This window comes from Alloalcanivorax gelatiniphagus (assembly GCF_005938655.1).
GTDB lineage: Bacteria > Pseudomonadota > Gammaproteobacteria > Pseudomonadales > Alcanivoracaceae > Alloalcanivorax > Alloalcanivorax gelatiniphagus.
This window is the reverse complement of the sequence record NZ_VCQT01000022.1, coordinates 19,419-44,701: the sequence shown is the minus strand read 5'-3', so window position 1 is coordinate 44,701 and position 25,283 is coordinate 19,419. Positions and strand designations below refer to the sequence as shown.

Genomic DNA, 25,283 nt, shown 5'->3' with positions numbered 1-25,283 from the left:
CAAGTTGCAATAAATTTGAAAGAGTAAAATATGCTTAAACAGCTAAAAGACCTGTATCAGCTACTCGATGTTGGGCAAAAGAAAAGACTATTACGGCTCCAGATACTCGTTGTTATAATGGCATTTGCAGAGCTTACAAGTGTTGTGGCAATCGCTCCATTTATGTCGCTAGTCGCAGATCCCAGCGTCCTAAATGGAGACGGATTAGTAGCGGGCTTATATTCATTATCGGGAATAGAGCAACCAAGATCGTTTTTATTTTGGTTGGGGGTTGCAGTACTGGCCATGCTCACTCTAGCCGCGAGTATTTCGATGATAACAATTTGGCGGTTGTCAATGTATGGATCGAGAGTCGGGGCAGAAATAAGTTCGCGTTTGTATCGACATTATATGTATCAAAATTGGCTATTTCATGCAAGCGGCAGTTCTAGCCAACTAACAAATAAGATCGCTCAGGAAACTGCCCGACTGACTAATGGTGTTATAAACCCTTTTATGCAGATGAATGCTAGATTGACGTTAGTGGTGCTCATGTCTGTTGCTTTGGTTTTGTATGATCCAGTAGTTGCGGTTATAGGAATAGGAATATTTTCATTCGCATATCTATTGATATTTAAATTCATTCGTGCACGAATAGTCAGAAATGGAAAGCAAGTGACGAGCGCCCAAAAACAGAGATTTAAAATGATGGGTGATGGCTTTGGTGGAATTAAGGATGTCATTCTTCTTGGTCGGCAAGCCCTCTTTGTTAATAAATTTGATGAAGCTTGTAAGCGGGTCGCGGTTGCCCAAGGTAGAAACCAAGTGATGACCCAAACACCACGTTACATCATGGAGCTGGTGGCTTTTGGTACGATTATATTTTTGACTCTTTTCTTGTTGTCATCGAAAGAAGGCGGAATACAAGATGTGTTGCCTATATTGTCAGTATTCGCATTGGCCGGGATGAAATTATTGCCTGCTTTTCAACAGGTTTATGCAAGCGTTTCACAAATAAGAGGGAGTCTTGTTGCTTTTGAGGAAATTAGAGATGACCTATCTAATAGTTTAAATGAAACAAAAGAATCCTTGAAAAAGGATGGGGGTATTAGAAGTTATGATTCGGAGGATGCTGGGTTCTGGCATGCAGGAAACGAAATAAAATTTGAAAATGTAACTTATTCATATCCAGGAAAATCTTCAAGAGCTTTAAATGATGTTTGTTTAACTATACCCATAAAAAAGGTCATAGGTCTGGTAGGGGAGTCCGGATCGGGGAAGTCGACGGCGGTAGACATTTTGCTAGGCTTACTTCAGCCCGATAATGGGAAGGTGACCATTGATGGAAGAGAGTTGTGCAGAGACAACATCAGGTCATGGCAAAACACGATCGGATTTGTGCCCCAATCAATTTTTCTTTCAGACAATTCAATAGCAGAGAATATTGCGTACGGTGTGCCAGAAAATGAAATAAACATGGATAAGCTTAGAAAAGCGGCATCTCTGGCGCATTTAGATTCATTTTTGAAAGAATTACCGGATGGGTTGTTTGCAAGAGTTGGTGAGCGAGGTGTTCAACTATCAGGTGGCCAGCGTCAGAGAATCGGAATTGCAAGGGCACTTTATGAGGAGGCTGAAATTCTAGTCTTGGATGAAGCAACTAGCGCCCTCGATGGAATAACTGAAAAAAAAATAATGGAGGCAATACATGATTTCTCTGGGAAAAAAACGATAATCATCATCGCCCATAGGCTGGCGACTGTGAAAAAATGTGATTCTATATTTTTGTTTTCGAAGGGGCACTTGATTGATGAGGGCAGCTTTGAAGATCTGTGTAGTCGTAACGAAATTTTTAGAAAAATGGCTGCTAACGCTTGATGCTGCTATAAGTTAATAACTGGCATTGGCTGATATATTTTGAAAAATAAATCCTATATCACTTGGCTGATTAAGCGATCATATTGGCGATTTAGACTGGAGTTAATTTCAGGGCGCGACGATCTTCCAAGGTCTTTATTTAAAAACAAAAGAATAATTATTATTGGTCCTGCGTCGGAAGTGGAGCTTGACGCGAAAGGAAAAGATATTGATGACTATGACATAATTATAAGAATGAATGCTGGCGTTAAGCATGCGACGGAATTAAGTGGTGCACTGGGAAATAGAACGGATTTTCTTTTCCATAATTTCAAAATGGAAGGCGAGCGTGCTGCTGGTGTCCTAAATAATAAGATCTTGAATGAACATAAAGTTAAAAAAATCATTTATCCAACACTTACGGCAGCAACACTCAAGGATTACTTGCAGAAACGTGAAAGCCTCAAGCGCACTATACAAGAGGTTGAGGTCGCCTTTCTGCCCCCATCAAGTTATCGAAGAATCTGTAGAAAATTTACGCCTTACAGCCCAACGATTGGATCAATAATTATCGATTTTGTATTGTCTACAGATTTCAAAGAACTATGCATTATAGGTATGTCCTTGTTTCGAACTGGCTATGATCAACACTACAACAACAAGGCGCCCGACGTTTCGTCTACTAGAAAGTGGACAGAGGCCGGCGGCGTACACAATCCGGATTTTGACTTCGCGATAACCTCCAGGGCACTGAGAGAGGCCATCGATGATGAGAGAAATATAGTTCTTGGAAGGGGGCTCAGCGAGGCGTTAGGAGTACCTTTTAAAGGCATTAGCACAGTGGAAATGAGCAGGCATGATGAGAGTTCTAGTTTTTAATGACACATCTATAACTGGGCATTATGGATGCATGGCTGTAATGAGTGCAATCGATTCAGGTCTAAATAAAGCCGGCATTACTCCTGTCGGTTATTGGCCGACGGGGGTTCCTTGGGAGCCATCCAGAGGCTTTATAGAGTCCTTAGAAATTGATGCAATAATAGTTAATGGTGAAGGCACGATCCATTCGCCCCATAAATACACTCGTGCCGCAGATCTTCTTAAATTGGCGAGGTATGCAAAAGAGAAGTTAAGGGTGCCAATTTTCCTTATTAATGCTTCTTTGTTTAATGTTGGTAAAGATAATAGCATGTACCTAAAAGATTTTAGACTGGTTTTTACAAGAGAAACAGAGAGCTTGAAGTTCTGCAGATCTTTAAATCTTAAGAGCATGTGCCTGCCTGATTTGTCTTTGCTAGAGTTTGTTCGGCTGTCAAATGGTATTAATAAAACAAAAAATCATAGAAATATTGTTTTCACTGACAGTGTACTTTCTGATAGGTCGCGCCATATGCATGACATGGCCGAGAAACATGCAGGAAAAAGTGTAAGTTTTTACCAAAATAAAAGTGCTAAAACCTTATTTAGAAATTTTTACCCTAAAGTAAAGTCTCGAACTAGGCAGTTGTTTGGCTATGATCCGTTGATCTTAAGACCCAACTATGCCAATAAAATGAGAGATAGAAAATTAGTGACGCCTGTAAAAGGTGCTTCTTTCTTTATAACTGGTAGATTTCATGGTGTGGTTATGGCGATCGCCACAAAGACCCCATTTATAGCAATAGCCTCTAATACTCCAAAGATTGAAGTAACTTTGCGTGATGTTTTTGATAATACAGAGCGTAGTTTATCGTTGAAGGATATTTCTCATAGAATCGAGAACCTTAAGATGAATGAAGGATCTGAAACATTTTCCAGTCTTGAGAATGATAGTATCGATCGTTACGTAAGTGCCGCAAGGCTGAGAACCCCGAGAATGTTTGAAATCATAGCTGAGGAAATCGCCAAATAAGGGCCGGCGGTATTTGGAGTATGTAATGTGGCTCAGTAAAAAAAGTTTTTCAGATTCGCTTTTCATGTTTATAAAAAAAAGGATTGAGAGAGTAAATTATATTGATGTGACTGCAAAGATTGGACCGAGGAGTTGGGTTTCAGGCTGTACGATAGAAGGTAATGTATCAATAGGAGAATGCTGCAAACTTTATAAAACCCACCTTTCGGGTGAAATAGCCATCCATAGATTTACCTCCTTGTGGGGGCCAGGTGTATTTCTCAATAGTAAAAAATCCTCAATTGAAATCGGCTCATTTTGCTCTATAGCCAGAAATGTAGCTATCTATGAATCGTTTCATAATCTTGATCGAACTACTACATATTTCATCGAAAGAAATATTCTCAAAATTGAAGAGCTAGAAGATGCTGAAATAAGCAAAGGAAAAATCGAGGTTGGGAATGATGTTTGGATTGGGGATAGTGCGATACTTCTTTCTGGTGTTTCCATAGGAGATGGCGCAGTTATCGCTGCAGGTGCAGTTGTTACATCCAGCGTTCCTCCCTATGCAATCGTAGCAGGAAATCCCGCACGCATTATTCGTTACAGATTTTCAGATAAAAAAATTTATGAGCTAATGTCGATTAAATGGTGGGATTGGAGCGAAGAAAAAATTATAAAAGAATCAAGTTTTTTGACTGAAGTGCATAAAAGAGAAAAATGAAAACAATTCTTATCATATCACCGGAGTCTTGGGGCGAGCACTTTGTCAGTAAACACCATTATGCGTTGGAGCTAGCGAGGCGCGGGCATCGCGTTTTATTCTTAGGTCCACCAGAAAGAATCAAAGGTATTATTTTAGAGAAGATAAAAACAAGACAAGGTGATATAGAAATTGTTCGCTCAGGTGTGGTCATGCGTGGCCTGCGGTTTTTATTTCCCGTAATTAAATCCTTTATTGAAAGACGATGGCTGAATGCGTTGGAAAGAGTTGCGGAAGCCAAAATTGATTGTGTTTGGAGTTTCGAAAATTCGAGATTTTACGACCTTTCGTTTGCTGGTCAAAGACTTAAGATATACCACCAAGTAGATCTTAATCAAAACTTTAATCCTTTAACAGCCGCTGAGACAGCAGATATTGTTTTTTGTACTTCTAATGTCATTCGTCAAAAACTATCAGCGGTTAGTGGTAAAATACATAAGATAAATCATGGCGTCAGCGATGATGTATTAAATCAATTTGAGGATGGAGTAGAACAAATAGAAGCCGGGTCAGCTGTTAAGGCTGCTTACGTTGGTAATTTAGATATACCTTATTTGGATATAGCTCTTTTTTCTTCGATTATACATAGTCATCCAGATATAACTTTTCTATTGGTCGGTGGGTACGATAAAAGCAATAACTGTTACAGAGCTCTAAACGCCTATCCTAATGTAATATGGTATGGGCGAGTCTCCCCAGGCAAGGTTGGGAAGATTCTCGCTGGTGTCGATATCACACTCTTAGTTTATCGTGCAGATGAATTTAGAGATCAACTTTCGAACCCCCATAAATTGATGGAGTACCTATCTTCTGGAAAAGTTTGTGTTGCGACTTACACAGATGAATACGCCGATAAAAGAAATTTAATACAGATGGCGGATAGTCAGGCTGAGTTCAAAAGAGTCTTTAACCAAACGGTTTCCAACATCCACGTGGAAAACAGCATCGAAAAGAAAAATGCTAGGAAGAGCTTCGCACGTGAGAATACTTACTCAAAGCAATTCGAAAGAATAAATTTGTTATTGATTGATTCAGGGCTTAGCCCTTTAGAATAGGACTTCCTATGCAAACTAATGTTTTGTTTGTGACATGGGACGGGCCTCAAGTCAATTATCTTGAGAGCCTTTTTGCTCCAATTTTTATGCGTCTTAGGTTGTATGGTTACAAGTTTCATGTGTTGCAGTTCACTTGGGCGGATCCTGAACGATTGAGCCGAGTTCAACGAGCTTGTGAAGAGATGGATATTCCTTATCGTTCAGTGAATATATTACGTTGGCCTTCTGTATCTATTGGAAGCGTGCTCACTGTATTGCGCTCTAAGAAAGTTCTGAGACGGGCAATCAAAGACTGGAAGATTAATATTTTGATGCCAAGAGCTACTCTCCCAGCCTGGGCTATTCAGCGTATTAATAATAGTTTAGGCCTTCCCGTTGTCTTTGATTCAGATGGCCTCCCAATCGATGAAAAAATTGAGTTTGGGGGAATGTCAGTTTCAAGTCTTGCCCATAGGTTCCTTCGTGATATTGAGTTTCGGGCACTTCACGCTGCCGACGCTGTAATGGTCCGTTCTAAGGACGCTGCAATTATTTTGCAGGAGAGAGCTGGTGCAAATTTTGATGCTAGTAAGACTTTCGTTGTTGGAAATGGAAGAGATTCAGCAGCTTTTTCTCCTGACAACGAGGATGTTTATACGCATTTAAAGAAGAGCCTAGGTTTTAATGTCGATGCTCCGACGATTGCGTATGTCGGCTCTTTAGGCGGAAAGTATCGTTTTGACCAAGTCTTGCAGTTTTTTCTCCGGCTGCGTCTCAGGCTGCCAGGCGCGCAGCTGTTGGTGTTGACGCCAAGCCCCGATTTGGCGAGGGAGGCGATAAGCCATTTGCCCCGTAATGAGGCTGATAGCTGCGCTGTAAGGCATGTTGCGGGCTCAGAAGTTCCCAGATATCTTTCATTCGTAGATTTAGGTCTGGTTTTTATTGAGCCTTCCTACTCAATGAGGGCTGTTTCACCTGTGAAGCTAGGTGAATATTTGTTGTGCGGGTTGCCTGTGGTTGCCACAATAAAGAATATAGGTGATTCTGCTTCATATATTGCCCCTGAGTTTGGCTTTGCAATAGACCATGTTGATGAGTCTGCATTGGATTCAGCATCAGAATGGTTTTTTTCTTTGCTTAGTAGTGGGAAATTACCTCTAGCTAAAAAAAACGCTCGTGACGCAGGAATGAAGCATTTTTCAATTGAGGGTGTACTCGATGCATATGTGAATTGTATGGCTGCGGCGTCATCACGGGGTAATAAAAAGTGAAATTGAACGTTCTTCTAGTGTCGATTTCCTGTCCACCTAAAAAGGATTCCGAGTCTCTCCAGGTGGCTAAGTATTTAAAATATCTTGGAAGGGACGCTGGGCTGCATATTGATATCGTCACGTCAAAAAACCCTACGCTGTATATGCCGTATGACTCTAGTTTAGAAGTTTTCCTGCGTGACGTTCGGCAAATTATAAATTTGCCTTTATTGGAGTCAAGATACACAAATGTTATATTGAGAAAAATATTCCCTTCTATTATGAGTATGCCTGATTCGAAGAAAAGTTTTTCTTTTTGGGCTTATTTGGTTTGTCGTAACTTAAAAGAAAGCCCCGACATCATTTACTCTCGCTCTTACCCTTTGTCATCAACAATGATGGCGTATAGGCTTCAGCAGCACTACCGGTGTCCTTGGGTTTTGCATCTTAGTGATCCTTGGACAATTAATCCTTTGAGGCCTTCTGAGCCAGCGAAGGATTGGAACGCGACTATGGAGAGTCGTTGTTTCTCCGCTGCCACGATATTGAGCTTTACATCAGATAAAACATTGCTTAGGTATGCTGAATTGTACCCAAATTTTGCTCATAAAATGGTGGTTTTTCCTAATGTTTTCGATCCTGATGATCTTAAAGATAAGCGCTGGAAAAAGAAGAAGAAAATGAAGTTAGTCTATACGGGCGGACTTGTGGGGACCCGTACCCCGAAAATTATAGTTGACGCATTTAATTTAATTCGTGCTTATAATAAAGATGTTTTATCAAAAATAGAAGTTGTGCTGGCAGGAGAGGTGGATCGAGGCGTAAAAAAGATTCTGGAGGATCAGAATCTCGGCATAAAGCATGTAGGTCTTCTTGCATTTGATCAGGCTATCGAGCTTCAGTCAGACGCCGATATTCTTCTGTTAATTGATACTCCAACAAAAAACTCTGATGACGCGATGTTTTTCCCCTCGAAACTTTTGGATTATATGCTTGCTGGACGAAGAGTTATAGCAGTTACGGACAGGGGTAGTTGCACCGCAGATGTGGTGCGGAATAGTGGTCTGGGTGACGTCGTTGACCATAATGATGCAGAAGGGCTGATGAACATAATCATAAAGTCATTTAAAAGTTGGGAACTGTCTGAAGAAGACCATTTCTCACGAGGGAGCGCTGATGAGTTTTATAGTGCAAAAAATCAAGCATCCAGATTGATTGATTTATTCCATGAGAAGAAACAGCGGCATGATAGGGTAAAATAGACGGTTGGCGATGTAATGAAATCGGGCTTGTTTTCTTGGGCGCTATTTGTATAGAGATTGATGTATTTGTCCAAGCAGATACGACGAGTGCATATTTTGGTGCTTTTTTGGGGCATTACCACCTAGTGGCATCTGCCATTTGGAGGCTATCATGCGTATGTATAACAGATCGGTACCTTCCCCTGAGGAGTGTCACCGTCGGATGACCGGCTCCGTTGTAGATCTTTATTTTATTCCAACATAAACCACAATTCGGGGCCACTGTTGAAGGTATCGTTGGAGATGCAATTTCTGTGATAGAAAGCTCTAAAGTCTATTGTTCAATTGCCGAGCCGCCAAACTCCTATGGAAATGGTCTCGGTTCAGTGCGTATTGTTTTTGTCGTGCAAGAGTGGGGCGCGCATGGTTAATAATAAACGCTACTGTGTAGTGGACGTGTGTGGAACTCTGTTTAGTGCAGATACTACATTGGGGCTTGTTCAGGCCCATATTGCTCGAGCTGGTAGCCCTTTCATGCGAGCTTTGTTATGGGCTTTTTCCACAAGGTATTCCCCGGTATATTTGGCTTTTCTTTTAATGGAAAGGGTTAGGGGAAGGCATTTTTTCAAGCATGTTATTATTTATTTTTTGCGTGGTGCAACTAAGAAGGAATTAGAGTTCACTGCAGAGTGTTATCTTGACCATTTAATGACTTATAAAACGCAGGCCGCGGTCTGGTCCCGGTTGCGAGTCTGTGACGGAGAGACGCTCGTTTTGGCCTCAGCTAGTATCAGTCCTTTTGTCGCTGCTCTGGCTGCGCGACTAAAGTGTCAATATGTAGCGAGTGAGCTGGAGTGTAGTTCCGGTAAGTATACCGGGCGTTTGTTAGTAGATATCACCGGAGAAAAAATTGAACGCTTGGCTTCTATTATTGAGGGGGGGGCGTTCGGGAATATTTCGACGGTAATATCTGACAATCTTACTGATAAGCCTTTGTTATGCTGTGCGGATAAACCAGTGGTGGTGCTCAATAGAAGCAAAGACCGAATGCGTTGGCAAGGTCTGGATGCTGAATATCTGGAGACTTGGCTATGAGTTTTTATTTGCTGCCTTTTAGCTATTTCTATCAAACTCGTTTAAAAGAGGGGTCAATAGCTTTTCATGTTATTTTTGAATGGATCGCTGCATTGTGGCTTGTTGTATGGATTGGTGATGGTGTAACAGTTTCACAAAATATTTTTGCATTGTTTCTCAACTACATCGCTTTCATTAGTATCTATGAGATTGGCTACATGGCCAATGATATTTATGCGGCTAAATATGAGAAATATGGAAGGCATCGTGGTCCTCAAGGAGCACGCAATCTAAATTTATGGGTTTGCCTTTGGGTTGTCATCAGGCTAGCTACATTTTTAGCCTGTACCATAGTGATGAATAAGTTTTTCGATGCTTCTTGGTGGTTGTTTTTTTTCGCTCTGATTTTGGTTTTTTCATTGCATAACCTCCTTAACGACCGAGAAATGAAAGCTGCTACTTTTTCATGGCTTGCATGGTTTAGGTTTATGGCGCCTGTGATTTTCGTGATTAGCAAAGATCAGCTTATGAGCGTTGGTCTTGCAGTCGCGTTTGGCTATGTTGCCTACCGAAAACTAGGGTATATGGATAGTAAAGGTTTGCTCTTAATGCCAGGCAGGAAGCGAACTAGATTCCGTTTATTTTTCTTTCTTAGTCCTATGGCTGGCGCTGTCGCACTATGGCCTTATGGGCAAGCTCAAGGCTATCTCTTGCTGGTTGTTTATTGGGCTGCAGTCTCCAGTGTAGGTGCGGCATTGACGTATAAATTTTCGCGGCCATCACAATAGTAAAATGATTTTAGTTTCTCTCTTGAATGTCAAGGTGCTTTAAAGTTACCCAAAACTTCAGCGCAATTCATCCTCCTCTCTGTTGGGGTTTGCTTCATGTGTGGCGTAGCTGGTTACTTTTATTCAGATTATCAAAGCGGCCAGAAATCAGTATCCGAGATTGTTCATGTGATGTCGGATATGATCGCTTCCCGTGGCCCGGATAGCCGAGGAGTGTGGCAGGACTGTCGCGTCGGGCTGTCGCTAGGCCATCGCCGGTTATCTATTCTTGATATTTCGGAAGCCGGTCATCAGCCCATGATCTCGCCTTGTGGGCGCTATGCGCTGGTATTTAATGGCGAGATTTACAATCATCGTCAACTTAGGGCGCAGGTTGAGGGGCGCGCGGGTGCTCCTGTCTACTGGCGAGGGCATTCTGATACCGAAACCCTTCTCCTGTCTTTTGCCGTACAGGGCATTGAAGCTACCCTGCAGGCGGCTAGTGGGATGTTTGCGCTGGCATTATGGGATAGGCAACAGCAATCTCTTGCCCTGGCGAGGGATCGTTTCGGTGAGAAGCCGTTATATTATGGGTGGCTGAACGGTAATTTTGCTTTCGCCTCTGAGCTAAAGGCCCTACGAGCTGTCCCTGGTTGGGAGCCTGTGTTGGATGAATCAGTAGTGGAGCGCTATCTCCGTTATGGGTGTGTAGGGGGGCGTAACAGTATCTACCGCGATGTCTTCAAGCTTCCACCCGGTTCCTTATTGACTCTCTCCCGCTCCCAGCTCGCATCCGGCATTCGTCCCTTTCCGGTTCAATGGTGGTCTACGAAGAAGGAGGCCGCCGACAATCTGTCGCATGAGGGGCGCCGCTCTTTGTCGTCTCACGATATGGAGATGGTTCTACAGGGCGCTGTGGGCAGAATGATGGAGGCGGACGTGCCGCTGGGGGCCTTTCTGTCCGGGGGTATCGATAGCTCTCTTATAGTGGCGCTGATGCAGGCGCAGGTGTCGCGGCCGGTTAGAACCTTTACCGTAGGGTTTGACGACCCCCGTTATGATGAATCCGAGCATGCCGCAGCGGTGGCGGCCCATCTAGGCACTGAGCACACTACTTTGCGGGCCACAGCGCAAATGGCATTGGACATCGTGCCGAGCCTGCCGCAGCTGTATGATGAGCCCTTTGCCGACTCCTCTCAATTACCCACTTGCTTGGTGGCGTCGTTGACTCGTGAGTATGTGACGGTGGTACTGAGTGGGGATGGTGGAGATGAGCTGTTCGGTGGCTACAATCGCCATGTCTGGGGGCCGCGCGTGTGGGCTCGTATCTCCCGGTTGCCGCACCCGGTCAGGGCTGTATTGGCTGCATTGCTGCGGGCCGTACCATCCGCAGGCTATGACGGGGTGATGGGGTTGGTGAGTCAGGTGCTGCCTTCTCGCTTCCAGGTGCGTACTTTCGGCGAGAAGCTGTACAAGCTGGCGGAATTGTTTGGCTGTGATTCGCCCGAGGCATTCTATGCCGATCTCTCTTCCATGAATTGTAATCCTGGCTTGTTTCTCGATAAGGATTCCACCGGTAAGGTTCCTTCTGCCACCGCCTTCTCTGCGATGGAAGGCTTCAGTCAGGCGGAGTGGATGATGCTCATGGATACGCTGACTTATATGGTGGACGATGTGCTGGTGAAGGTTGACCGGGCGAGTATGGCGTCCAGCCTCGAGGTGAGGGCGCCGTTTCTGGATCCGATCGTGTTCAGGGCAGCTTGGTCTTTGCCGTTATCGCAGCGAGTGGATCAAGGGCAAGGCAAGCGCGTGCTGCGCGACATTCTCTACCGGCACGTTCCTCGTGGGTTGATAGAACGGCCCAAGATGGGGTTTGCCGTTCCTCTGGACGTTTGGCTCCGAGGGCCGTTGCGGGACTGGGCGGAGTCTCTGTTATCACCAGCTTCTTTATCATCGTTGCCAATGCTGAATGCTCGGGCTATTCGCCATTGCTGGCAGCAGCATTTAAAGGGCAAGGGCCATTATGCGCAGCAGTTATGGGTAGTGCTCCAGTTGCTGGCGTGGCAACAGTATTGGAAGCCGGAGGTAAGATCATGTTGATGTTTGGTCCGGAGTAATTCTGATGCTGCCATATTGGTTTTTTTTCCTGATCCCTGCGAGTGTAGTACTCGTCAATCAGCCCGCTAATAGCCGGACCCGGTTGGTGGGTTGGGGAGCTGTCTGGCTTTTCTTTACCTTGGCAATTGGCTTGCGGCACCAGGTTGGCGGAGATTGGTGGGCCTATTTAAGGATGTTCGAAAATCAAGTAGAGCGGTCCTTTGCCGATGTTATATCAGGTAACGATCCTGGCTACTTATTGCTCTGCTGGTTAGCGCAGAGGTATGGAGGAACAATTTATTTTGTTAATACCGTCTGTGGCATGATTTTAATGACAGGGGTGGTTCGTTTTTCACGCACTTTACCTTTGCCGTGGTTGGCATTGTTGGTTTCTGTCCCTTATCTGATTATTGTCGTGGGTATGGGATATACTCGACAAGCTGCGGCGTTGGGTTTTTTGATGTTGGGATTGGTCTCGTTGGCTAATCGTAGCATGCGCCAGTTTGTTTTTTGGACATTATTGGGCGCGACCTTCCACAAATCGGCGGTACTAATGTTGCCTGTCGCGGCACTAGCGTCTACTACGCAACGTTTCTGGAGCCTGTTCTGGGGTGGGGTGGTTTCCCTGGCGGCAGCATACTTGTTCGTGTTTGATTCTGTAGAGCATCTGTGGGCCAGCTATGTTGAAGCCGACTATCAGTCGCAAGGAGGCCTGATTCGTGTGTTGATGAATGCAGTTCCTGCAGTCCTTTTCCTTGTTTTTTCGCGCAGCATGAGTATTTCTGATGCAGAGAGAAAGCTTTGGTCGTGGATGGCGTTGTTGTCACTGGCATGTATCCCCTTGGTGATTATTTCTTCCACTGCGACTGACAGAGTGGCACTGTATCTAATTCCAATCCAACTGTTTGTCTTTTCGCACCTTCCAAGTATTGCTAAGGACCCACGGATACGTGGGGTGATAGTGCTAGCAGTGATGGCCTATTACGGTGTGGTGCAGTTTGTCTGGTTGGTTTTTGGCGCCCACTCTTATGCTTGGGATCCATACCGTTTTTTGATTTTTAATTAAAAATTGGCTTCGATGATGCAGGCTGTTTTTCTGACTTCCAACACATCTTGGTATCTCTACAATTTCCGAAAAAGCACAATCCGTGCGTTACGGGATCAGGGTTATCGTGTTGTTTGCATGTCGCCGCAAGACGATTTTAGTTTCCAATTGGTTAATGATTTAGGTGTTGAGTACATTGCCTTGCCGATGGAGGGGAAAAGTACCGGGCTGATGCAGGAGCTTCGAAGTATGCTGTTTATTTGGCAGACTTTCCGTCGCTACAAGCCTGTTTTCGTTTTCAATTTCACGATAAAGCTAAACCTTTATGGTGGTCTTTTATGTAAATTATTGCGAATCCCTTTTGCTAATAATATCTCAGGGCTGGGTACCGCTTTTATCCATGATTCATGGCTTTTCCGTCGGGTTCGGCAGGTGTATGGCTGGATAAACAGTAGAGCGAACCATCTTTTCTTCCAGAATGAGGAAGACTTGGTGGTGTTTCGGGAGGCCGGTTTGCTTGGTAATACGCCTGTGACATTGTTGCCCGGTTCAGGTGTGGATCTTTATGGTTTTGCCTATCAGTCGCTACCGGAAGATGGGGTACTGACCTTTGTCATGATTGGCCGCTTGATCGGTGACAAAGGGGTGCGTGAGTATGCTGGCGCTTGCCGTATCCTCAAGAACAATGGCGTTCCTGCCCGTTGTTTGCTGGTGGGGCCATTGGGAATTAGTAATCACAGTGCTGTCAGTAAGGAGGAAGTGGATAACTGGCACGCTGAGGGAATTCTGGAATATCGCGGTGCCACCAATGATGTGCGTCCGGTGATTTCTGAATCCCATGTGTTGGTCTTGCCGTCATACCGTGAAGGCATGCCCCGGACTGTGCTGGAGGCGGCGGCTATGGGGCGCCCTGCTATTGTGACGGATGTGCCGGGTTGCCGACAGGCGGTTGAGTCCGGAAAAACAGGTTGGTTTTGTGAAGTGCGTAATGAGGCGTCGCTAGCTGAGCAGATGCGAAAGATAACCATGATGAGCAGAAAGGAGGTGTCGTATGTCGGTTATGCCGCACGGCAAAGAATGGAGGCACATTTTAGTGAACGTGTTGTAGTTAAAGCCTATATGGATTGCCTCTCGGGTTTTTGTTATAGAAATAAATCTGCCGATTAGTGCGGAAATTTTCTCCTAATCAAATTCGTATAAAAGCTCTGTGATATCACTTTTGTAAGCGTCGGCAGCAATGCTGATCATTTTTTTTGTGTAATAATCACGAAAATTCTCCCCGCTTCCTCTACGCTCATGTGGTAGTGTCCGTGTCATACCAAGATGATTGCAAATGATTTCAAAATCATTATCCAGGTTCTCGAATCGACCTACGAAATCAATCAGATTTTTTCCAGATGTAGGATCGTACAGCCAGTCTCGCTGATCTCTAAAATGGTCATATTTTTTTATGGTTTTTAAAAATTTGGGGTTCTCGAGTTTATGTATGAACTTTTCAAAAGTGGTTAGCTCCGATAAAAATTCATTTGCCCACCTGTGGTCTCTATGGGCGTTCATTCCGACACAACGATAAAAGTAGTGATATCCTGAGTAGAGTCTGTCCCAAGGGTTCCTTACAAAAGTAAATTTGTAGAAGTCATTTATAATATCGGGAGAGTATGCTGCGTGGCGGCGTATTGGTCTGTGGCCCACAGCTTCACCGAAAAGAGCATTGGATACACTGCTCCCGGCGGCTTTTGGTATATGAATAAATATGCATTTTCTTGCCTTGAATGCTGGTATCATGGGATTACCGTTGGGCCATAATGCGCGGTAAAGTACGCTTGGTATTTGCTTTTCGAATTGAAAATTTTTTATAGATATTTCTACCTTGTCCTTTACTGTCAGCATGAGTCCACCAAGGCTGAAATTGAAGAGTAATCGACAGGATTGAGCGGCAGCGAAACCTTAAGTTGCGTCCTTCCCCCCTCCTCTTTTTTCTCTTACCAATGTTGGTTTGGCCTATTTTCTCGAATTTCATAGATTAGGCAACAGTAGTATGCTTTGGCGGTTTGTCGGCGCTTGGGGACTGTTCTGGCGGGCGAGCCGCACGCGGGCGCGCTCTTTTTTCGCCGCTGCCGTAATGGGCTTGGTTGCTTCCCTGTTGTCCGGGACTTGGGCAGCTGGATTACGTTGCTATTGGTCATGGCGTGCGTGCTGGCCTGGCGAGGCCGCTGGGTACGGGGGCTTTGGCGTGCGCTTCCATTGGCGCTCAGGGGTTTGGCGTGGTTGTTTTGCCTGGTGGCGTGGCGGTCGCCTGGACGCTTATGGAGCCTCATATGGCGGACTCCCTGGCGGGTCCGTATGGTTTCGTGACGGACGGCGATACTAGCACTTCCGCTAGCCTGCGGCTTGATATGTGCGACTCCGCCTAGCCCTTAACGAAGAAGATCTGAGGACCTTCCAGGCCACCGGCCTGCTGGAAGACACGCCTACGACGTTGTTGCCCGGGTCCGGGATGGATACGGTGCGGTTCCCGTTCAGTGCGTTGCCGTCCGAGGGGCCGTTCACCTTTGTGATGGTGGCGCGGCTGATCGGTGATAAGGGCGTGCGGGAGTACGTGGCCGCCGCCGCTCAGGTGGCCCGACGGCATCCGGACGTGCGGTTTCTGCTGATCGGCCCCCAGGGGGTGAGCAACAGCAGTGCCATCCCGCCGGACAAGGTGGCGCGCTGGCGGGAGCAGGGCGCGGTGGAGTACCTGGGCGAGCAGGACGATGTGCGGCCCTTTATCGCCGAGAGCCATGTGCTGGTGCTGCCGTCCTACCGGGAGGGGATGCCGCGCACGGTGCTGGAGGCCGCGTCCATGGGCCGGCCCGCCATCGTCACCGACGTGCCCGGCTGCCGCCAGGCGGTGGTGAACGGCGAAACCGGCTGGTTGTGTGAAGTGAAGAGCGCCGAGTCCCTGGCCGCCTGCATGCAGGACTGCCTGGCGCTGCCCCCCGAGACCCTGGCGGCGGCGGGGCAGGCCGCCCGCCGCCGCATCGAGGCGGAGTTCGACGAGCGCCTGGTGGTGCGGGCGGCGTTGGACTGTTTGCCGAAAAACAACACTTAATCTGGGGAAGACATGTCGATAGCTTACAGACCCGAAATTGATGGTCTTCGTTGCGTTGCCGTGATGATTGTAATTTTCAATCATCTCGGCGTGCCTGGTTTTGGGGGCGGCTACGTCGGGGTGGATGTCTTCTTTGTCATATCTGGATACTTGATCACCGAAATCATCAAGTCCGAAAAGCAAATTGGCGCCTTCAGTATTTCAAGTTTCTACAGGCGGCGTATTATCAGATTGGCACCGGCTTATTTCACGGTGCTTTTCTTCACCGGGCTGCTTTCAGCCATTATTATGCTGCCGGCAGAGCTGGAGCAGTTCTCTGAAAGCGCTCTTTTCTCTACTTTCTTTGCCGCAAATTTTTATATGTGGCACGCCGTTGGCGGCTACTTCGGTACTGGCGCGGACACTACTCCTCTGCTGCACCTTTGGTCTCTGGCTGTCGAGGAGCAATTCTATCTGGTCTGGCCTGCATCACTGCTGGTCCTTATGCATTTTTTAGGCGCAAAGGGTAGGCTCCTAGGCGTCATCTTGGTTCTTCTGCTGCTGGCTCTTGCCGTATCGGAGTACGGGGCGATTCACTACCGTGCTGCCGCGTACTACCTGATGCCTGCGCGTGCCTTTGAGCTATTGATCGGCGCGGCTTTAGCGTTTTCGGCAGAGAGCATATATAGGTGGTTCCCTCGGCCTATCCAAGTATTAGGCGGTTGTTTAGGGCTCTGCTTGGTCGTCTATGCTTGCTTATCCTTCTCTGGGGCGACTTGGTTCCCTGGGCTTCACGCTTTGGTGCCCTGCCTGGGCACGGCATTGATCATAATATTTGTTCGTCAGGACGACCCGCTGTTGGGAAGAGTCTTGGCCAGTCGCGTTTTCGTCGGTGTGGGGAAGATATCTTACCCCGCCTACCTTTGGCATTGGCCGCTCATCGCTTTTTTAAACCTGTGTCTTATAGAAATTAATTTGTTTGTGGGCGCGGCAGTAGTTGTCGCTACTATGCTGCTTTCCGCTGCGACATATGTTGGAATAGAAAAGCCGGCGCGTCGATTTCGAAATTCTGGAATTGGAAAAGTTGCGGTCACTGGGTTTGTGATGCCAGCCATGCTTTCAGTTCTGTTTTGCTTGTCCGTTTTCTTCTTTAACGGCTTTCCCTCAAGATTTGACGAGGCGCTGAACCAGAAGGCCGCAGCGGTCCTGGCTCATGCCGACCTTGAGAGGGGGCGATGCAATGAAGGGCCTGTAGCGGCTCCATTGGGGCCAGACCAATGTATTTTGGGAAAGAAGAAGCAGGGAGTTGACATCTTGCTTGTTGGTGACTCCCATGCGAACCATTTTTCAGGAATGATCGATGTCCTGGCTTCTAAGGCCGGGTTGAGAGCTTATGATATAACTCAAAGCAATACGGCATTCATGGTGGGCGTTGATCGCTATTATGAAAGGGACGGTGAAATCGTAAAGCACGGTAATTTCAGGACTCGAAATGAAGTGCTGAGAAACGACATAATCCCTAAAGGCTATGACTACGTCGTTATGGCGGGGTCTTATGTCGGCTACTATAAAGGTCTTTTAAGCGATGGTGGCAACGCACCGAGCCACGCCGAGACTCCTGCCGTTATGAAAGCAGCAATGCTCGCGACCGTGCAAGCGGTTATCGAATCGGGCGCTGTTCCCATTATCGTCAAAGGCGCTCCGACTTTCGACCGGAATGTGTCTAGGTGCACTTTAAATAATCTCCGCTTTGGAAAAAACGAAGAATGCAATCTGCCTAGAAAAGAGTACGAAGAGAAGTTCGCTGGTTGGTCTGCTTTGCTGGACTCATTGACCGAAGAATTCGATAGCTTGGTCGTGATCGATCCGGCTAAAGTCATGTGCGATCAGAGTTGGTGCTATTCAGAGTTGGATGGTTTGCCGCTCTACAAAGATAGCAATCACCTGAATTATAAAGGCTCAATGCTTATCGGGGAGATTTATGCCAGCGAGGTGGGGAATCCGTTCAGGCATGACTAGGGTTTCACTAGATGGATACGGCGCGGTTCCCGTTCAGTGCCTTGCCGTCGGAGGGGCCGTTCACCTTTGTGATGGTGGCGCGGCTGATCGGTGATAAGGGCGTGCGGGAGTACGTGGCCGCCGCCGCGCAGGTGGCTCGGCGGCATCCGGACGTGCGTTTTCTGCTGATCGGGCCCCAGGGGGTGAGTAACAGCAGTGCCATCCTGCCGGAGGAGATGGAACGCTGGCGGGAGGAGGGCGTGGTCGAGTATCTGGGCGAGCAGGACGATGTGCGGCCCTTTATCGCCGAGAGCCATGTGCTGGTACTGCCGTCCTACCGGGAGGGCATGCCGCGCACGGTGCTGGAGGCCGCGTCCATGGGCCGGCCCGCCATCGTCACCGACGTGCCCGGCTGCCGCCAGGCGGTGGTGAACGGCGAAACCGGCTGGCTGTGCGAGGTGAAGAGCGCCGAGTCCCTGGCTGCCTGTATGGAAGACTGCCTGGCGTTGCCCCGCGACACCCTGGCGGCGGCGGGGCAGACCGCCCGCCGGCGCATCGAGGCGGAGTTCGACGAGCGCCTGGTGGTGCGGGCGGCGTTGGATTGCCTGACGGCCGGTAAGCCAACATAAATCTGGATTGGCAGGTGCCGCTCTGCCGGTTGTCGGATCTTCATTGACAGCCTTCAGAGCTATCGCGATCATTCGCTAATCCATTGTTTTATTGCCCGAGCACAGGCCATGCGCGTTGGTGGGGACAGATACAGTAGCAAGCGACGAATCTGCTCGCCGGAGGAGCTGGTGGATATCAATATTGCGTCGCTGAAAGAATCTGCTGTTTATTGTGGTAATCCTGCCCACAAGAAAAACCCGGGCGATTTCGGATTAACTCCGCCATCCGCGCCGCACCCTGCTAAATCCTTATGCGATGTGGCGAAAATTTTCAGAAAAGAAGTGGCCGGTAAACTATTACGAGAAGGGATCGGTCGGGGGTTGATAAGCAGACAGTTCCGAGGCGACTGGCCGCAAAAGGTATGGGCCGTTACCGAGAATGGTGATGTATTGGAGGCACAATTGGAGAATCGGATGACGGGGGCATATCATGGGTACCCTCTGCCTCCGACGGACCCGTTCGCGGAGCTGGTGCTGAGAGAGTGGGAGGCACGGCAGCCATGAGCGAGAGGCATCTGGACTTTGCTTTTCAATGGGAGGCGGTCGGCAACGATGTGCCTGAGTTGTACCACACCATGGCACGGCTGTCGCTCTCCGTTAATAATTACTCCCTGACGCGCAACGAAGATTGTTGGTCGCGGACTGTCAAGGACGATGTTCTGGTAGCATTGTATCCCCTGGCGTCCTGGTTAGCCTCTTCCTGGTGGCGTTTGTTGTATGAACCGCACCCTGGAAAGGGCGTGCGGCCCTCGATGTCCTGGCGCATGGCCCATGAGCTGGCGTCTGCTAACCAAGGCTTCATTTGGCCTACGGTTATGTTCGCGACGGATGGCGAGGGTATTCAGCTTTGGTCCCGGCCATCGGATGAAAGTGTGGAGCAGTCAGTCCGATACTTGAATGGTTCCCGTTTCCCGTTTTTTGTGCCGGTGGATGATTTTCGTAAGGGCGTTTCTGCTCTTATCGATGCGGTGCTCAACAGGCTGCAGGCATGTGGTTGCGAAGATACGGAACTCAGGGGTCTTTGGACACTGATTTGCGAAGAAACCGCGGATACAGCGATTGCTCGGCTGCGTGCCTTTGAAGCGATGATGGGGTACGACCCAGAGGAATGTCCTGAATCACTTCTGAAGACCATGTCGCAACTTGCCACCACAGTTGGCGAGGACTCCTTGCCGGAGTTAATGTCCGCCTTGGCGCAGGGTAACGAGTTCGGAGTGCAGCATGAGAAGCAGATTGAATGCTTTTTCGAATTGCACGGCATACAGGCGCGCCCGAATATTCCGGATACTTCCATACGCGGGGACGCCGGGGATACCCAGGCGCCGTGGAGGGTGGCGGTTGAGGACGCAAAAATTGTGCGTGATTACTTAGGGTGTGGCCTCGAGCCGATTCCCAATAGCACACTTTTTGACGCGCTGAGCATTAGCAGCGCCGCTATTAAAGGTTATACCTTGGAAAATCGGTCGAGGGTGTCGGTGGCGATCCCGGAGAATCAGCAGGGTATTCGTTTCATGCCGCGTAAGAAGCATCCCGTGGCTCGGCGATTTGAGTATGCCCGTCTTCTTGGCGACTGTATGTTTCGAAGAGATGATGAGGGGTGGCTCGTTTCTTCGGACCTGGGTACATTCCGGCAAAAATATCAGCGCGCGTTCGCGGCGGAATTGCTGTGTCCGATTGAGGGTGTGAAAGCGGTCATGCAGGGAGATTATTCGGATTCAGCGATTGATGAGGTGGCTGAGTATTTCGATGTCAGTACCACCACGGTGACAAACTTGCTGGCAAACAATCATCTTATTGAGACGGAGGATCTGGTCGATGGCAACGACGCGTGGCCTTACCGCCCTTTGGCGGCGCGCGCCTGAACCCCGGGTCTCCGTTCCTCCCTCTTTGTTACCCCAGAATCTTTATCCCTCCTTGGCGTCAAGTTATCAATCTGCGGACCTTTCAGGCCACCGGCCTGCTGAGGGACACGCCCACGGTGCTGTTGCCCGGGGCCGGGATGGATACGGTTCGGTTCCCGTTCAGTGTGTTGCCGTCCGAGGGGCCGTTCACCTTTGTGATGGTGGCGCGGCTGATCGGTGATAAGGGCGTGCGGGAGTACGTGGCCGCCGCCGCGCAGGTGGCTCGGCGGCATCCGGACGTGCGTTTTCTGCTGATCGGGCCCCAGGGGGTGAGTAACAGCAGTGCCATCCTGCCGGAGGAGATGGAACGCTGGCGGGAGGAGGGCGTGGTCGAGTATCTGGGCGAGCAGGACGATGTGCGGCCCTTTATCGCCGAGAGCCATGTGCTGGTACTGCCGTCCTACCGGGAGGGCATGCCGCGCACGGTGCTGGAGGCCGCGTCCATGGGCCGGCCCGCCATCGTCACCGACGTGCCTGGCTGTCGCCAGGCGGTGGTGAACGGCGAAACCGGCTGGTTGTGCGAGGTGAAGAGCGCCGAGTCCCTGGCCGCCTGTATGCAGGACTGCCTGGCGCTGCCCCCCGAGACCCTGGCGGCGGCGGGGCAGGCTGCCCGCCGCCGCATCGAGGCGGAGTTCGACGAGCGGCTGGTGGTGCGGGCGGCGCTGGATTGCCTCGAGGGCGCCCGCCCGTAACCCCCCAAGCCTGCGTCCGCTTAGGCTTACATCCTTTTCCGTTTTGGCTGACAGATGCTGGCCCGCTTGCTGTTTATACTGGTCATAAGATCAGTTCGAGAGGCGGCGTAGTGGCGAGAGGGCGCCCCGCCACCGCTGCTGTCCATCTGGTGCTCTGGTGTTCGTGGAGTTGTCATGTTTTTGCCCTAAAAAACTTGCTCTCGCTGCGCGATGGCCATAAAATGACCAGCCGGAGGTGAGCTATGAGCAGTATCCAGGCCCAGGTCCTTAGCCAGATTTCTCGAGCGCCCGAAGGCCGTGTATTCGGTTATGACGCTTTGCCCGTCTATCGGCAATCGCCGGGCGCCGTGGTGAAGGCGATTAGCCGTATGGTTCAGGCGGGCGAGCTAAAGCGATTGAGAAAGGGGCAATTTTATAAGCCTCGCCGAGGCCTGCTTGGCGAAGTGCCGCTGAAGGACTCGGAAAAGTTGCGAGCGTTTCTGTACCGTGGCGGGAGCCAGGTGGGGTATGTCACCGGCGCAAGTTTGTATAACCGTCTGGGGCTGACGACGCAGGTGCCAAGAGTGGTCACTCTCGCCCGTGGCGGTTCTGCTACAAGCGTGGAATTGAAGACTCTCTCGCTGCGCCTGGTCGCTGCCCGGGCGCCCGTCAACAAGCAAGATGTGCCGGCATTGGAATTGCTTGACGCATTGAAGGATATCCGCCGTATTCCAGATGCGACGCCGCAAGCGACACTCCAGAGGTTGGTGCTCCGCATTGAGAACCTCGAGGGTGACCTTTTGTCTCGTACGGTGGAGCTCGCCATTCAGTTCTATCCGCCCATGGTTCGAGCATTACTGGGCCTGGTACTGGAAACCCTTGATCAAGGCGACTTCCAGGGGTTGGAAAACTCGCTGAACCCGTTAAGCCGCTACAAAGTTCCGCTAGACCCCCGGGTCTGGCCTTTACGCGAAAAATGGAGAATTGGGTGAAATTGCACGAAGACAAGGACGTTTTCGAAGAGATGGTTTTGACCGCTGCCGATTCGATGGGGCTGCCTCAGGCCTACGTGGAAAAGGATTATTGGGTAACCTGGGTTCTTGCCAACCTGGCGGCCTCCTCGCATTGCGATGACTTTGTATTCAAAGGCGGCACGTCGCTTTCCAAGGTTCACGGTCTTATTCATCGATTTTCAGAGGACGTGGACCTGGCCGTTTGCAATACAGAATGGGGTGGCTCAAAAAGAAGAAAACGCTTAAAGGCGGTGGGCAAGGACATCACCGCGGGCCTGACCTATCTTCCTGATCATCCTGGCGAATCCAAGCAAGGAAATTTCCGCAAAACCTATTATCAATACCCGAGACAAGATGAAGACGCGGATCTGGGCCATGCCTCTGACGTACTGCTTTTGGAGGTCAACGCCATGGCTGCTCCAGAACCCCATTCCGTAGAAGAGATCCAGTCGCTGGTGGCCGAGTACTTAATCGGGTCCGGCAATGCGGAGTTGGTGGAACGTTATGAGCTTCAGCCTTTCCGGCTGAAGGTTCTGGATGTCCAACGCACGGCTGCGGAAAAAGTCATTGCGTTGGTGAGGGCAAGTCGGGAAGGCGGTGATGAGAGCTACCTGAAACTAAGGATCCGCCACGTTTACGACCTGTGCATGATTTTTCGTAACGAAGAGCATGTTCAGTGGCTGGATAACCAGAGTTTTGAGCGGATGTTGGTTGCCGTTTGTGACGCGGACAGGCGAGTTTTCGCCGGCGCCAGTGCCTGGCTCGACGAGCCTCTTCACGAGGCCCCACTTTTCGCCGAGCCACGCGCCACCTGGGCTCTGGTTGCCGCTGAGTTCGAAGGCCCTTTTTCCAAAATGGTATACGGAGGTGACCTTCCCGACTCGGATGAAATTGTTCAATTGCTGGAACGGCTAGGTGACGTTTTGGAGCGCCTTGCCAGTCCGTAACCCCCAAGCCTGCGTCCGCTTAGGCTTACATCCTTTTCCGTTTTGGCTGACAGATGCTGGTCCGCTTGCCGCTTATACTGGTTATAGGATCAGTGTTCCGGCTACAGGCTGCTGTTCGCGCACAACGAGATGGTGCGGGGGCTGGGACCTGATTCTCTAAGCCTCGATCTCATTGGATTTGTTGTCACTTGACAACAAAAATAAGAAACAATAGGTTTTGGGGGGAGATCGATATGGCGCGTGGAAAGCATCCCAAGGCGGCCATCGAAATGGCGCTTCAATAAATGGGTGGAAAAGTGTAAGTACACCGGAGGTGGGGAATGAGTACGTTTGAATTCCAGCTTCATTTTCAGCTTCCTGACGGCGAGGCCGACCCCGAACTCTGGCTGGACGCTCTGTTCGAGGCAGGCTGTGACGATGCCTTGGTCGGCCTCGCCTCCCACGGCTATCTGTCCCTCGACTTCAACCGAGAAGTGCCGACCGCCTGGGAAGCGTTGCAAACCGCCGTGCGAGACGTAAAAACGGCTATCCCAGAAGCGCGATTGGTCTCTGCAGGGCCGGATTTGCTTAATTTATCTGAGCTCGCCGAGCTGATGACGGACAGGCTGGCAAAAGTCACCCGGCAGGCGATGCGTAAGTATGCGAAAGGTGAAGTGAAAAGAACCGCCACGCGATTCCCATCGCCTCGGGTATCCGGAGGTACCCCCCTTTGGCACGCGGATGAAGTTCTCGCATGGATGATGGAAAACCGGAAAATTCAGGCGACACCAGAGCCCGCGCAATCGCTTATCACGCTGGCTTCCGCGATACGAATGCTGAACAGCACCAAGGAATACCACCAGAGCCGTGCCGCTGCCCCCGAATTAATGCAAAAGGCGGAACAGCTCCTGGTTAGCTGATCATCACCGCCGGCGCTTGCCATGTGCTGGTGCTGCCGTCCTACCGGGAGGGGATGCCGCGCACGGGGCTGGATTTTTTGGTTGAAAAATAGATCTGGCATCCGTCCAGATATTCATACTGGAGCTTAATCCACGCACTCCGCCACGTGTATATACATGGTGCGTAGCTCAGCTTGTGCCTCATCCGCGGTTTGGATCAGGGAGAACCCGTTGCGCTCATACAACTGAATAAGCTGGGGTGAATCTTCACATTCCAGAATAATAATACGGCCGCCGATCAGATTCCGTGCTTCCGAAATAACCGCGTAGATTTCTTCCAGAATTATCTCGAGAGTGATCGGGTTTTGAGCGATGGATGTGTTCTTTCCCAATTGACCAATCAAAAAAGCACGGATGCGTTCCGCATTTTTTGAGATGCCGTCAAGGCGCCTTACCTTGGATTTGCTGATCTGGAGGTCTTCCAGGACGAGTTCTTTAAACGAAATGGAAAAGTACCCAAGAATATGGCCGGTCTCGTCATCAAGGATCAGATAAGTTCGTGCGTTATCCGTTTTTTCGAAGCGGATGGCTTTGGAGGGGTGGGTGAGGAAGTTTTCTACATCTCTGTTTCGATTGCACGAGAACGCAGTAAGGAGCCTGGCGGTATCGTCATCACCAAGCTCCTTTAAGAGGTCTCCGAGTTGGACAATTGTCGTTTTAATAGCTGAATCCCCCGTGCGTTCTCGGCTCTGTAGTCGCGTCTCCTGACCTTGACAAGGCGGGGGGTCGCCAAGTCCTGGTGAATCCGGTCAATGGATTCCTTATCTTTGACCACAAAGCGTTTTTCAAAGGATGCGGTGGCCATGCGGCAGCTCCTCTTAATGGGTGGTCGAGCGCCCTATTATAGCAGGTTTCACACGCCTGCAACAGGTCAAATTATGATCACTGACAGCAGTGCCGGCCCGCGGCCGCATCAAGGCGGAGTTCGACGAGCGGCTGGTGGTGCGGGCGGCGCTGGATTGCCTGTAAGATGTTTGGCCTTAGTGGCCGGGCGGGCCTTGGAAAGCGTCTCGTTCACCGCTCCTCCTACTTGGGCTTGCGGCTTTGATGTGAGACTGGGCCCGGACCGGGCCCGCTGGTACCCTAGGCGGTTGTTATTC

General features: G+C 49.3%; 24 protein-coding genes. 21 read left to right on the top strand and 3 right to left on the bottom strand.

Translation table 11 applies throughout. The features are described from left to right. The first annotated feature begins 30 nt into the window (after positions 1-30). The 12 genes from FGS76_RS05755 (at position 31) to FGS76_RS05700 (ending at position 14,144) form a co-directional block, all read left to right on the top strand. Positions 31-1,857, top strand: coding sequence for an ABC transporter ATP-binding protein (locus FGS76_RS05755; protein WP_138771676.1), 1,827 nt, complete (start codon positions 31-33; stop codon positions 1,855-1,857). A gap of 39 nt (positions 1,858-1,896) precedes the next feature. Then, positions 1,897-2,715, top strand: a complete 819-nt coding sequence (locus FGS76_RS05750; protein WP_170214408.1) for a glycosyltransferase family 29 protein — start codon at positions 1,897-1,899, stop codon at positions 2,713-2,715. After that, positions 2,693-3,727, top strand: coding sequence for a polysaccharide pyruvyl transferase family protein (locus FGS76_RS05745; RefSeq protein ID WP_138771674.1), 1,035 nt, complete (start codon positions 2,693-2,695; stop codon positions 3,725-3,727). Before FGS76_RS05750 ends, FGS76_RS05745 begins: the two co-directional genes overlap by 23 nt. Positions 3,728-3,752: 25 nt before the next feature. Next, a complete protein-coding gene (locus tag FGS76_RS05740; RefSeq protein WP_138771673.1) occupies positions 3,753-4,430 on the top strand; it encodes a CatB-related O-acetyltransferase in 678 nt (225 codons plus the stop codon). Beyond that, positions 4,427-5,524, top strand: coding sequence for a glycosyltransferase (locus FGS76_RS05735; RefSeq protein WP_138771672.1), 1,098 nt, complete (start codon positions 4,427-4,429; stop codon positions 5,522-5,524). The genes FGS76_RS05740 and FGS76_RS05735 overlap by 4 nt, the downstream gene beginning before the upstream one ends. A gap of 8 nt (positions 5,525-5,532) precedes the next feature. Further along, a complete protein-coding gene (locus FGS76_RS05730) occupies positions 5,533-6,774 on the top strand; it encodes a glycosyltransferase family protein (RefSeq protein WP_138771671.1) in 1,242 nt (413 codons plus the stop codon). Then, entirely contained in the window at positions 6,771-8,015 is a 1,245-nt protein-coding gene (locus FGS76_RS05725) for a glycosyltransferase (protein ID WP_138771670.1), read from the top strand. The genes FGS76_RS05730 and FGS76_RS05725 overlap by 4 nt, the downstream gene beginning before the upstream one ends. Before the next feature lie 402 nt (positions 8,016-8,417). Beyond that, entirely contained in the window at positions 8,418-9,089 is a 672-nt protein-coding gene (locus FGS76_RS05720) for an HAD family hydrolase (RefSeq protein WP_170214406.1), read from the top strand. Then, positions 9,086-9,856: a hypothetical protein gene (locus FGS76_RS05715; protein WP_138771668.1), complete on the top strand. Its 771-nt coding sequence runs from the start codon at positions 9,086-9,088 to the stop codon at positions 9,854-9,856. Before FGS76_RS05720 ends, FGS76_RS05715 begins: the two co-directional genes overlap by 4 nt. 96 nt (positions 9,857-9,952) lie before the next feature. Then, on the top strand, positions 9,953-11,935 hold the full coding sequence (gene asnB / locus FGS76_RS05710; RefSeq protein ID WP_138771667.1) for an asparagine synthase (glutamine-hydrolyzing): 1,983 nt from the start codon (positions 9,953-9,955) through the stop codon (positions 11,933-11,935). 22 nt (positions 11,936-11,957) lie between these two features. Then, positions 11,958-12,998 (top strand): EpsG family protein, encoded by a 1,041-nt coding sequence (locus tag FGS76_RS05705; RefSeq protein ID WP_138771666.1) that lies wholly within the window; start codon positions 11,958-11,960, stop codon positions 12,996-12,998. 12 nt (positions 12,999-13,010) lie between these two features. Beyond that, on the top strand, positions 13,011-14,144 hold the full coding sequence (locus FGS76_RS05700) for a glycosyltransferase family 4 protein (protein ID WP_138771665.1): 1,134 nt from the start codon (positions 13,011-13,013) through the stop codon (positions 14,142-14,144). A 15-nt stretch (positions 14,145-14,159) separates the two neighbouring features. Here FGS76_RS05700 and FGS76_RS05695 read toward each other — a convergent pair whose 3' ends face one another. Next, positions 14,160-14,867: a sulfotransferase family 2 domain-containing protein gene (locus tag FGS76_RS05695; RefSeq protein WP_138771664.1), complete on the bottom strand. Its 708-nt coding sequence runs from the start codon at positions 14,865-14,867 to the stop codon at positions 14,160-14,162. 508 nt (positions 14,868-15,375) lie between these two features. On the opposite strand from FGS76_RS05695, the gene FGS76_RS05690 reads away from it, so the two are divergent. The 9 genes from FGS76_RS05690 to FGS76_RS05650 all read left to right on the top strand — a co-directional run bounded on the left by FGS76_RS05690 (position 15,376) and on the right by FGS76_RS05650 (position 24,144). Further along, a complete protein-coding gene (locus FGS76_RS05690; protein WP_240692435.1) occupies positions 15,376-16,068 on the top strand; it encodes a glycosyltransferase in 693 nt (230 codons plus the stop codon). A gap of 12 nt (positions 16,069-16,080) precedes the next feature. Further along, the gene (locus FGS76_RS05685; protein ID WP_138771663.1) at positions 16,081-18,066 is read left to right on the top strand and encodes an acyltransferase family protein; all 1,986 of its coding nucleotides are present in this window, start codon (positions 16,081-16,083) and stop codon (positions 18,064-18,066) included. Positions 18,067-18,077: 11 nt separating this feature from the next. Continuing rightward, positions 18,078-18,674: a glycosyltransferase gene (locus tag FGS76_RS05680; protein ID WP_138771662.1), complete on the top strand. Its 597-nt coding sequence runs from the start codon at positions 18,078-18,080 to the stop codon at positions 18,672-18,674. Between the two features lie 168 nt (positions 18,675-18,842). Then, entirely contained in the window at positions 18,843-19,217 is a 375-nt protein-coding gene (locus tag FGS76_RS05675; RefSeq protein WP_240692434.1) for a hypothetical protein, read from the top strand. After that, positions 19,214-20,575, top strand: coding sequence for an ImmA/IrrE family metallo-endopeptidase (locus tag FGS76_RS05670; RefSeq protein WP_138771661.1), 1,362 nt, complete (start codon positions 19,214-19,216; stop codon positions 20,573-20,575). Before FGS76_RS05675 ends, FGS76_RS05670 begins: the two co-directional genes overlap by 4 nt. Then, the gene (locus FGS76_RS05665; protein WP_338081324.1) at positions 20,542-21,306 is read left to right on the top strand and encodes a glycosyltransferase; all 765 of its coding nucleotides are present in this window, start codon (positions 20,542-20,544) and stop codon (positions 21,304-21,306) included. Before FGS76_RS05670 ends, FGS76_RS05665 begins: the two co-directional genes overlap by 34 nt. A gap of 242 nt (positions 21,307-21,548) precedes the next feature. Beyond that, positions 21,549-22,277, top strand: a complete 729-nt coding sequence (locus FGS76_RS05660) for a DUF6088 family protein (RefSeq protein ID WP_138771659.1) — start codon at positions 21,549-21,551, stop codon at positions 22,275-22,277. Continuing rightward, positions 22,274-23,245 (top strand): nucleotidyl transferase AbiEii/AbiGii toxin family protein, encoded by a 972-nt coding sequence (locus FGS76_RS05655; RefSeq protein WP_170214405.1) that lies wholly within the window; start codon positions 22,274-22,276, stop codon positions 23,243-23,245. The genes FGS76_RS05660 and FGS76_RS05655 overlap by 4 nt, the downstream gene beginning before the upstream one ends. Before the next feature lie 320 nt (positions 23,246-23,565). Next, a complete protein-coding gene (locus tag FGS76_RS05650) occupies positions 23,566-24,144 on the top strand; it encodes a DNA-binding protein (protein WP_138771657.1) in 579 nt (192 codons plus the stop codon). Between the two features lie 125 nt (positions 24,145-24,269). Here the strand turns inward: FGS76_RS05650 and FGS76_RS19550 are convergent, their stop codons facing one another. Both FGS76_RS19550 and FGS76_RS05640 read right to left on the bottom strand, forming a co-directional pair. After that, positions 24,270-24,527, bottom strand: coding sequence for a hypothetical protein (locus tag FGS76_RS19550; RefSeq protein ID WP_205717194.1), 258 nt, complete (start codon positions 24,525-24,527; stop codon positions 24,270-24,272). Positions 24,528-24,808: 281 nt separating this feature from the next. Further along, positions 24,809-24,988: a hypothetical protein gene (locus tag FGS76_RS05640; protein ID WP_138771656.1), complete on the bottom strand. Its 180-nt coding sequence runs from the start codon at positions 24,986-24,988 to the stop codon at positions 24,809-24,811. Positions 24,989-25,283 lie beyond the last annotated feature (295 nt).

Coding starts and splice junctions, on each gene's coding strand:
- FGS76_RS05755 (WP_138771676.1), top strand. CDS start 31: ATGCTTAAACAGCTAAAAGACCTGTATCAGCTACTCGATGTTGGGCAA.
- FGS76_RS05745 (WP_138771674.1), top strand. CDS start 2,693: ATGATGAGAGTTCTAGTTTTTAATGACACATCTATAACTGGGCATTAT.
- FGS76_RS05740 (WP_138771673.1), top strand. CDS start 3,753: ATGTGGCTCAGTAAAAAAAGTTTTTCAGATTCGCTTTTCATGTTTATA.
- FGS76_RS05735 (WP_138771672.1), top strand. CDS start 4,427: ATGAAAACAATTCTTATCATATCACCGGAGTCTTGGGGCGAGCACTTT.
- FGS76_RS05730 (WP_138771671.1), top strand. CDS start 5,533: ATGCAAACTAATGTTTTGTTTGTGACATGGGACGGGCCTCAAGTCAAT.
- FGS76_RS05720 (WP_170214406.1), top strand. CDS start 8,418: ATGGTTAATAATAAACGCTACTGTGTAGTGGACGTGTGTGGAACTCTG.
- FGS76_RS05715 (WP_138771668.1), top strand. CDS start 9,086: ATGAGTTTTTATTTGCTGCCTTTTAGCTATTTCTATCAAACTCGTTTA.
- asnB (WP_138771667.1), top strand. CDS start 9,953: ATGTGTGGCGTAGCTGGTTACTTTTATTCAGATTATCAAAGCGGCCAG.
- FGS76_RS05705 (WP_138771666.1), top strand. CDS start 11,958: ATGCTGCCATATTGGTTTTTTTTCCTGATCCCTGCGAGTGTAGTACTC.
- FGS76_RS05700 (WP_138771665.1), top strand. CDS start 13,011: ATGATGCAGGCTGTTTTTCTGACTTCCAACACATCTTGGTATCTCTAC.
- FGS76_RS05695 (WP_138771664.1), bottom strand. CDS start 14,867: ATGCTGACAGTAAAGGACAAGGTAGAAATATCTATAAAAAATTTTCAA.
- FGS76_RS05685 (WP_138771663.1), top strand. CDS start 16,081: ATGTCGATAGCTTACAGACCCGAAATTGATGGTCTTCGTTGCGTTGCC.
- FGS76_RS05680 (WP_138771662.1), top strand. CDS start 18,078: ATGGATACGGCGCGGTTCCCGTTCAGTGCCTTGCCGTCGGAGGGGCCG.
- FGS76_RS05670 (WP_138771661.1), top strand. CDS start 19,214: ATGAGCGAGAGGCATCTGGACTTTGCTTTTCAATGGGAGGCGGTCGGC.
- FGS76_RS05660 (WP_138771659.1), top strand. CDS start 21,549: ATGAGCAGTATCCAGGCCCAGGTCCTTAGCCAGATTTCTCGAGCGCCC.
- FGS76_RS05650 (WP_138771657.1), top strand. CDS start 23,566: ATGAGTACGTTTGAATTCCAGCTTCATTTTCAGCTTCCTGACGGCGAG.
- FGS76_RS05640 (WP_138771656.1), bottom strand. CDS start 24,988: ATGGCCACCGCATCCTTTGAAAAACGCTTTGTGGTCAAAGATAAGGAA.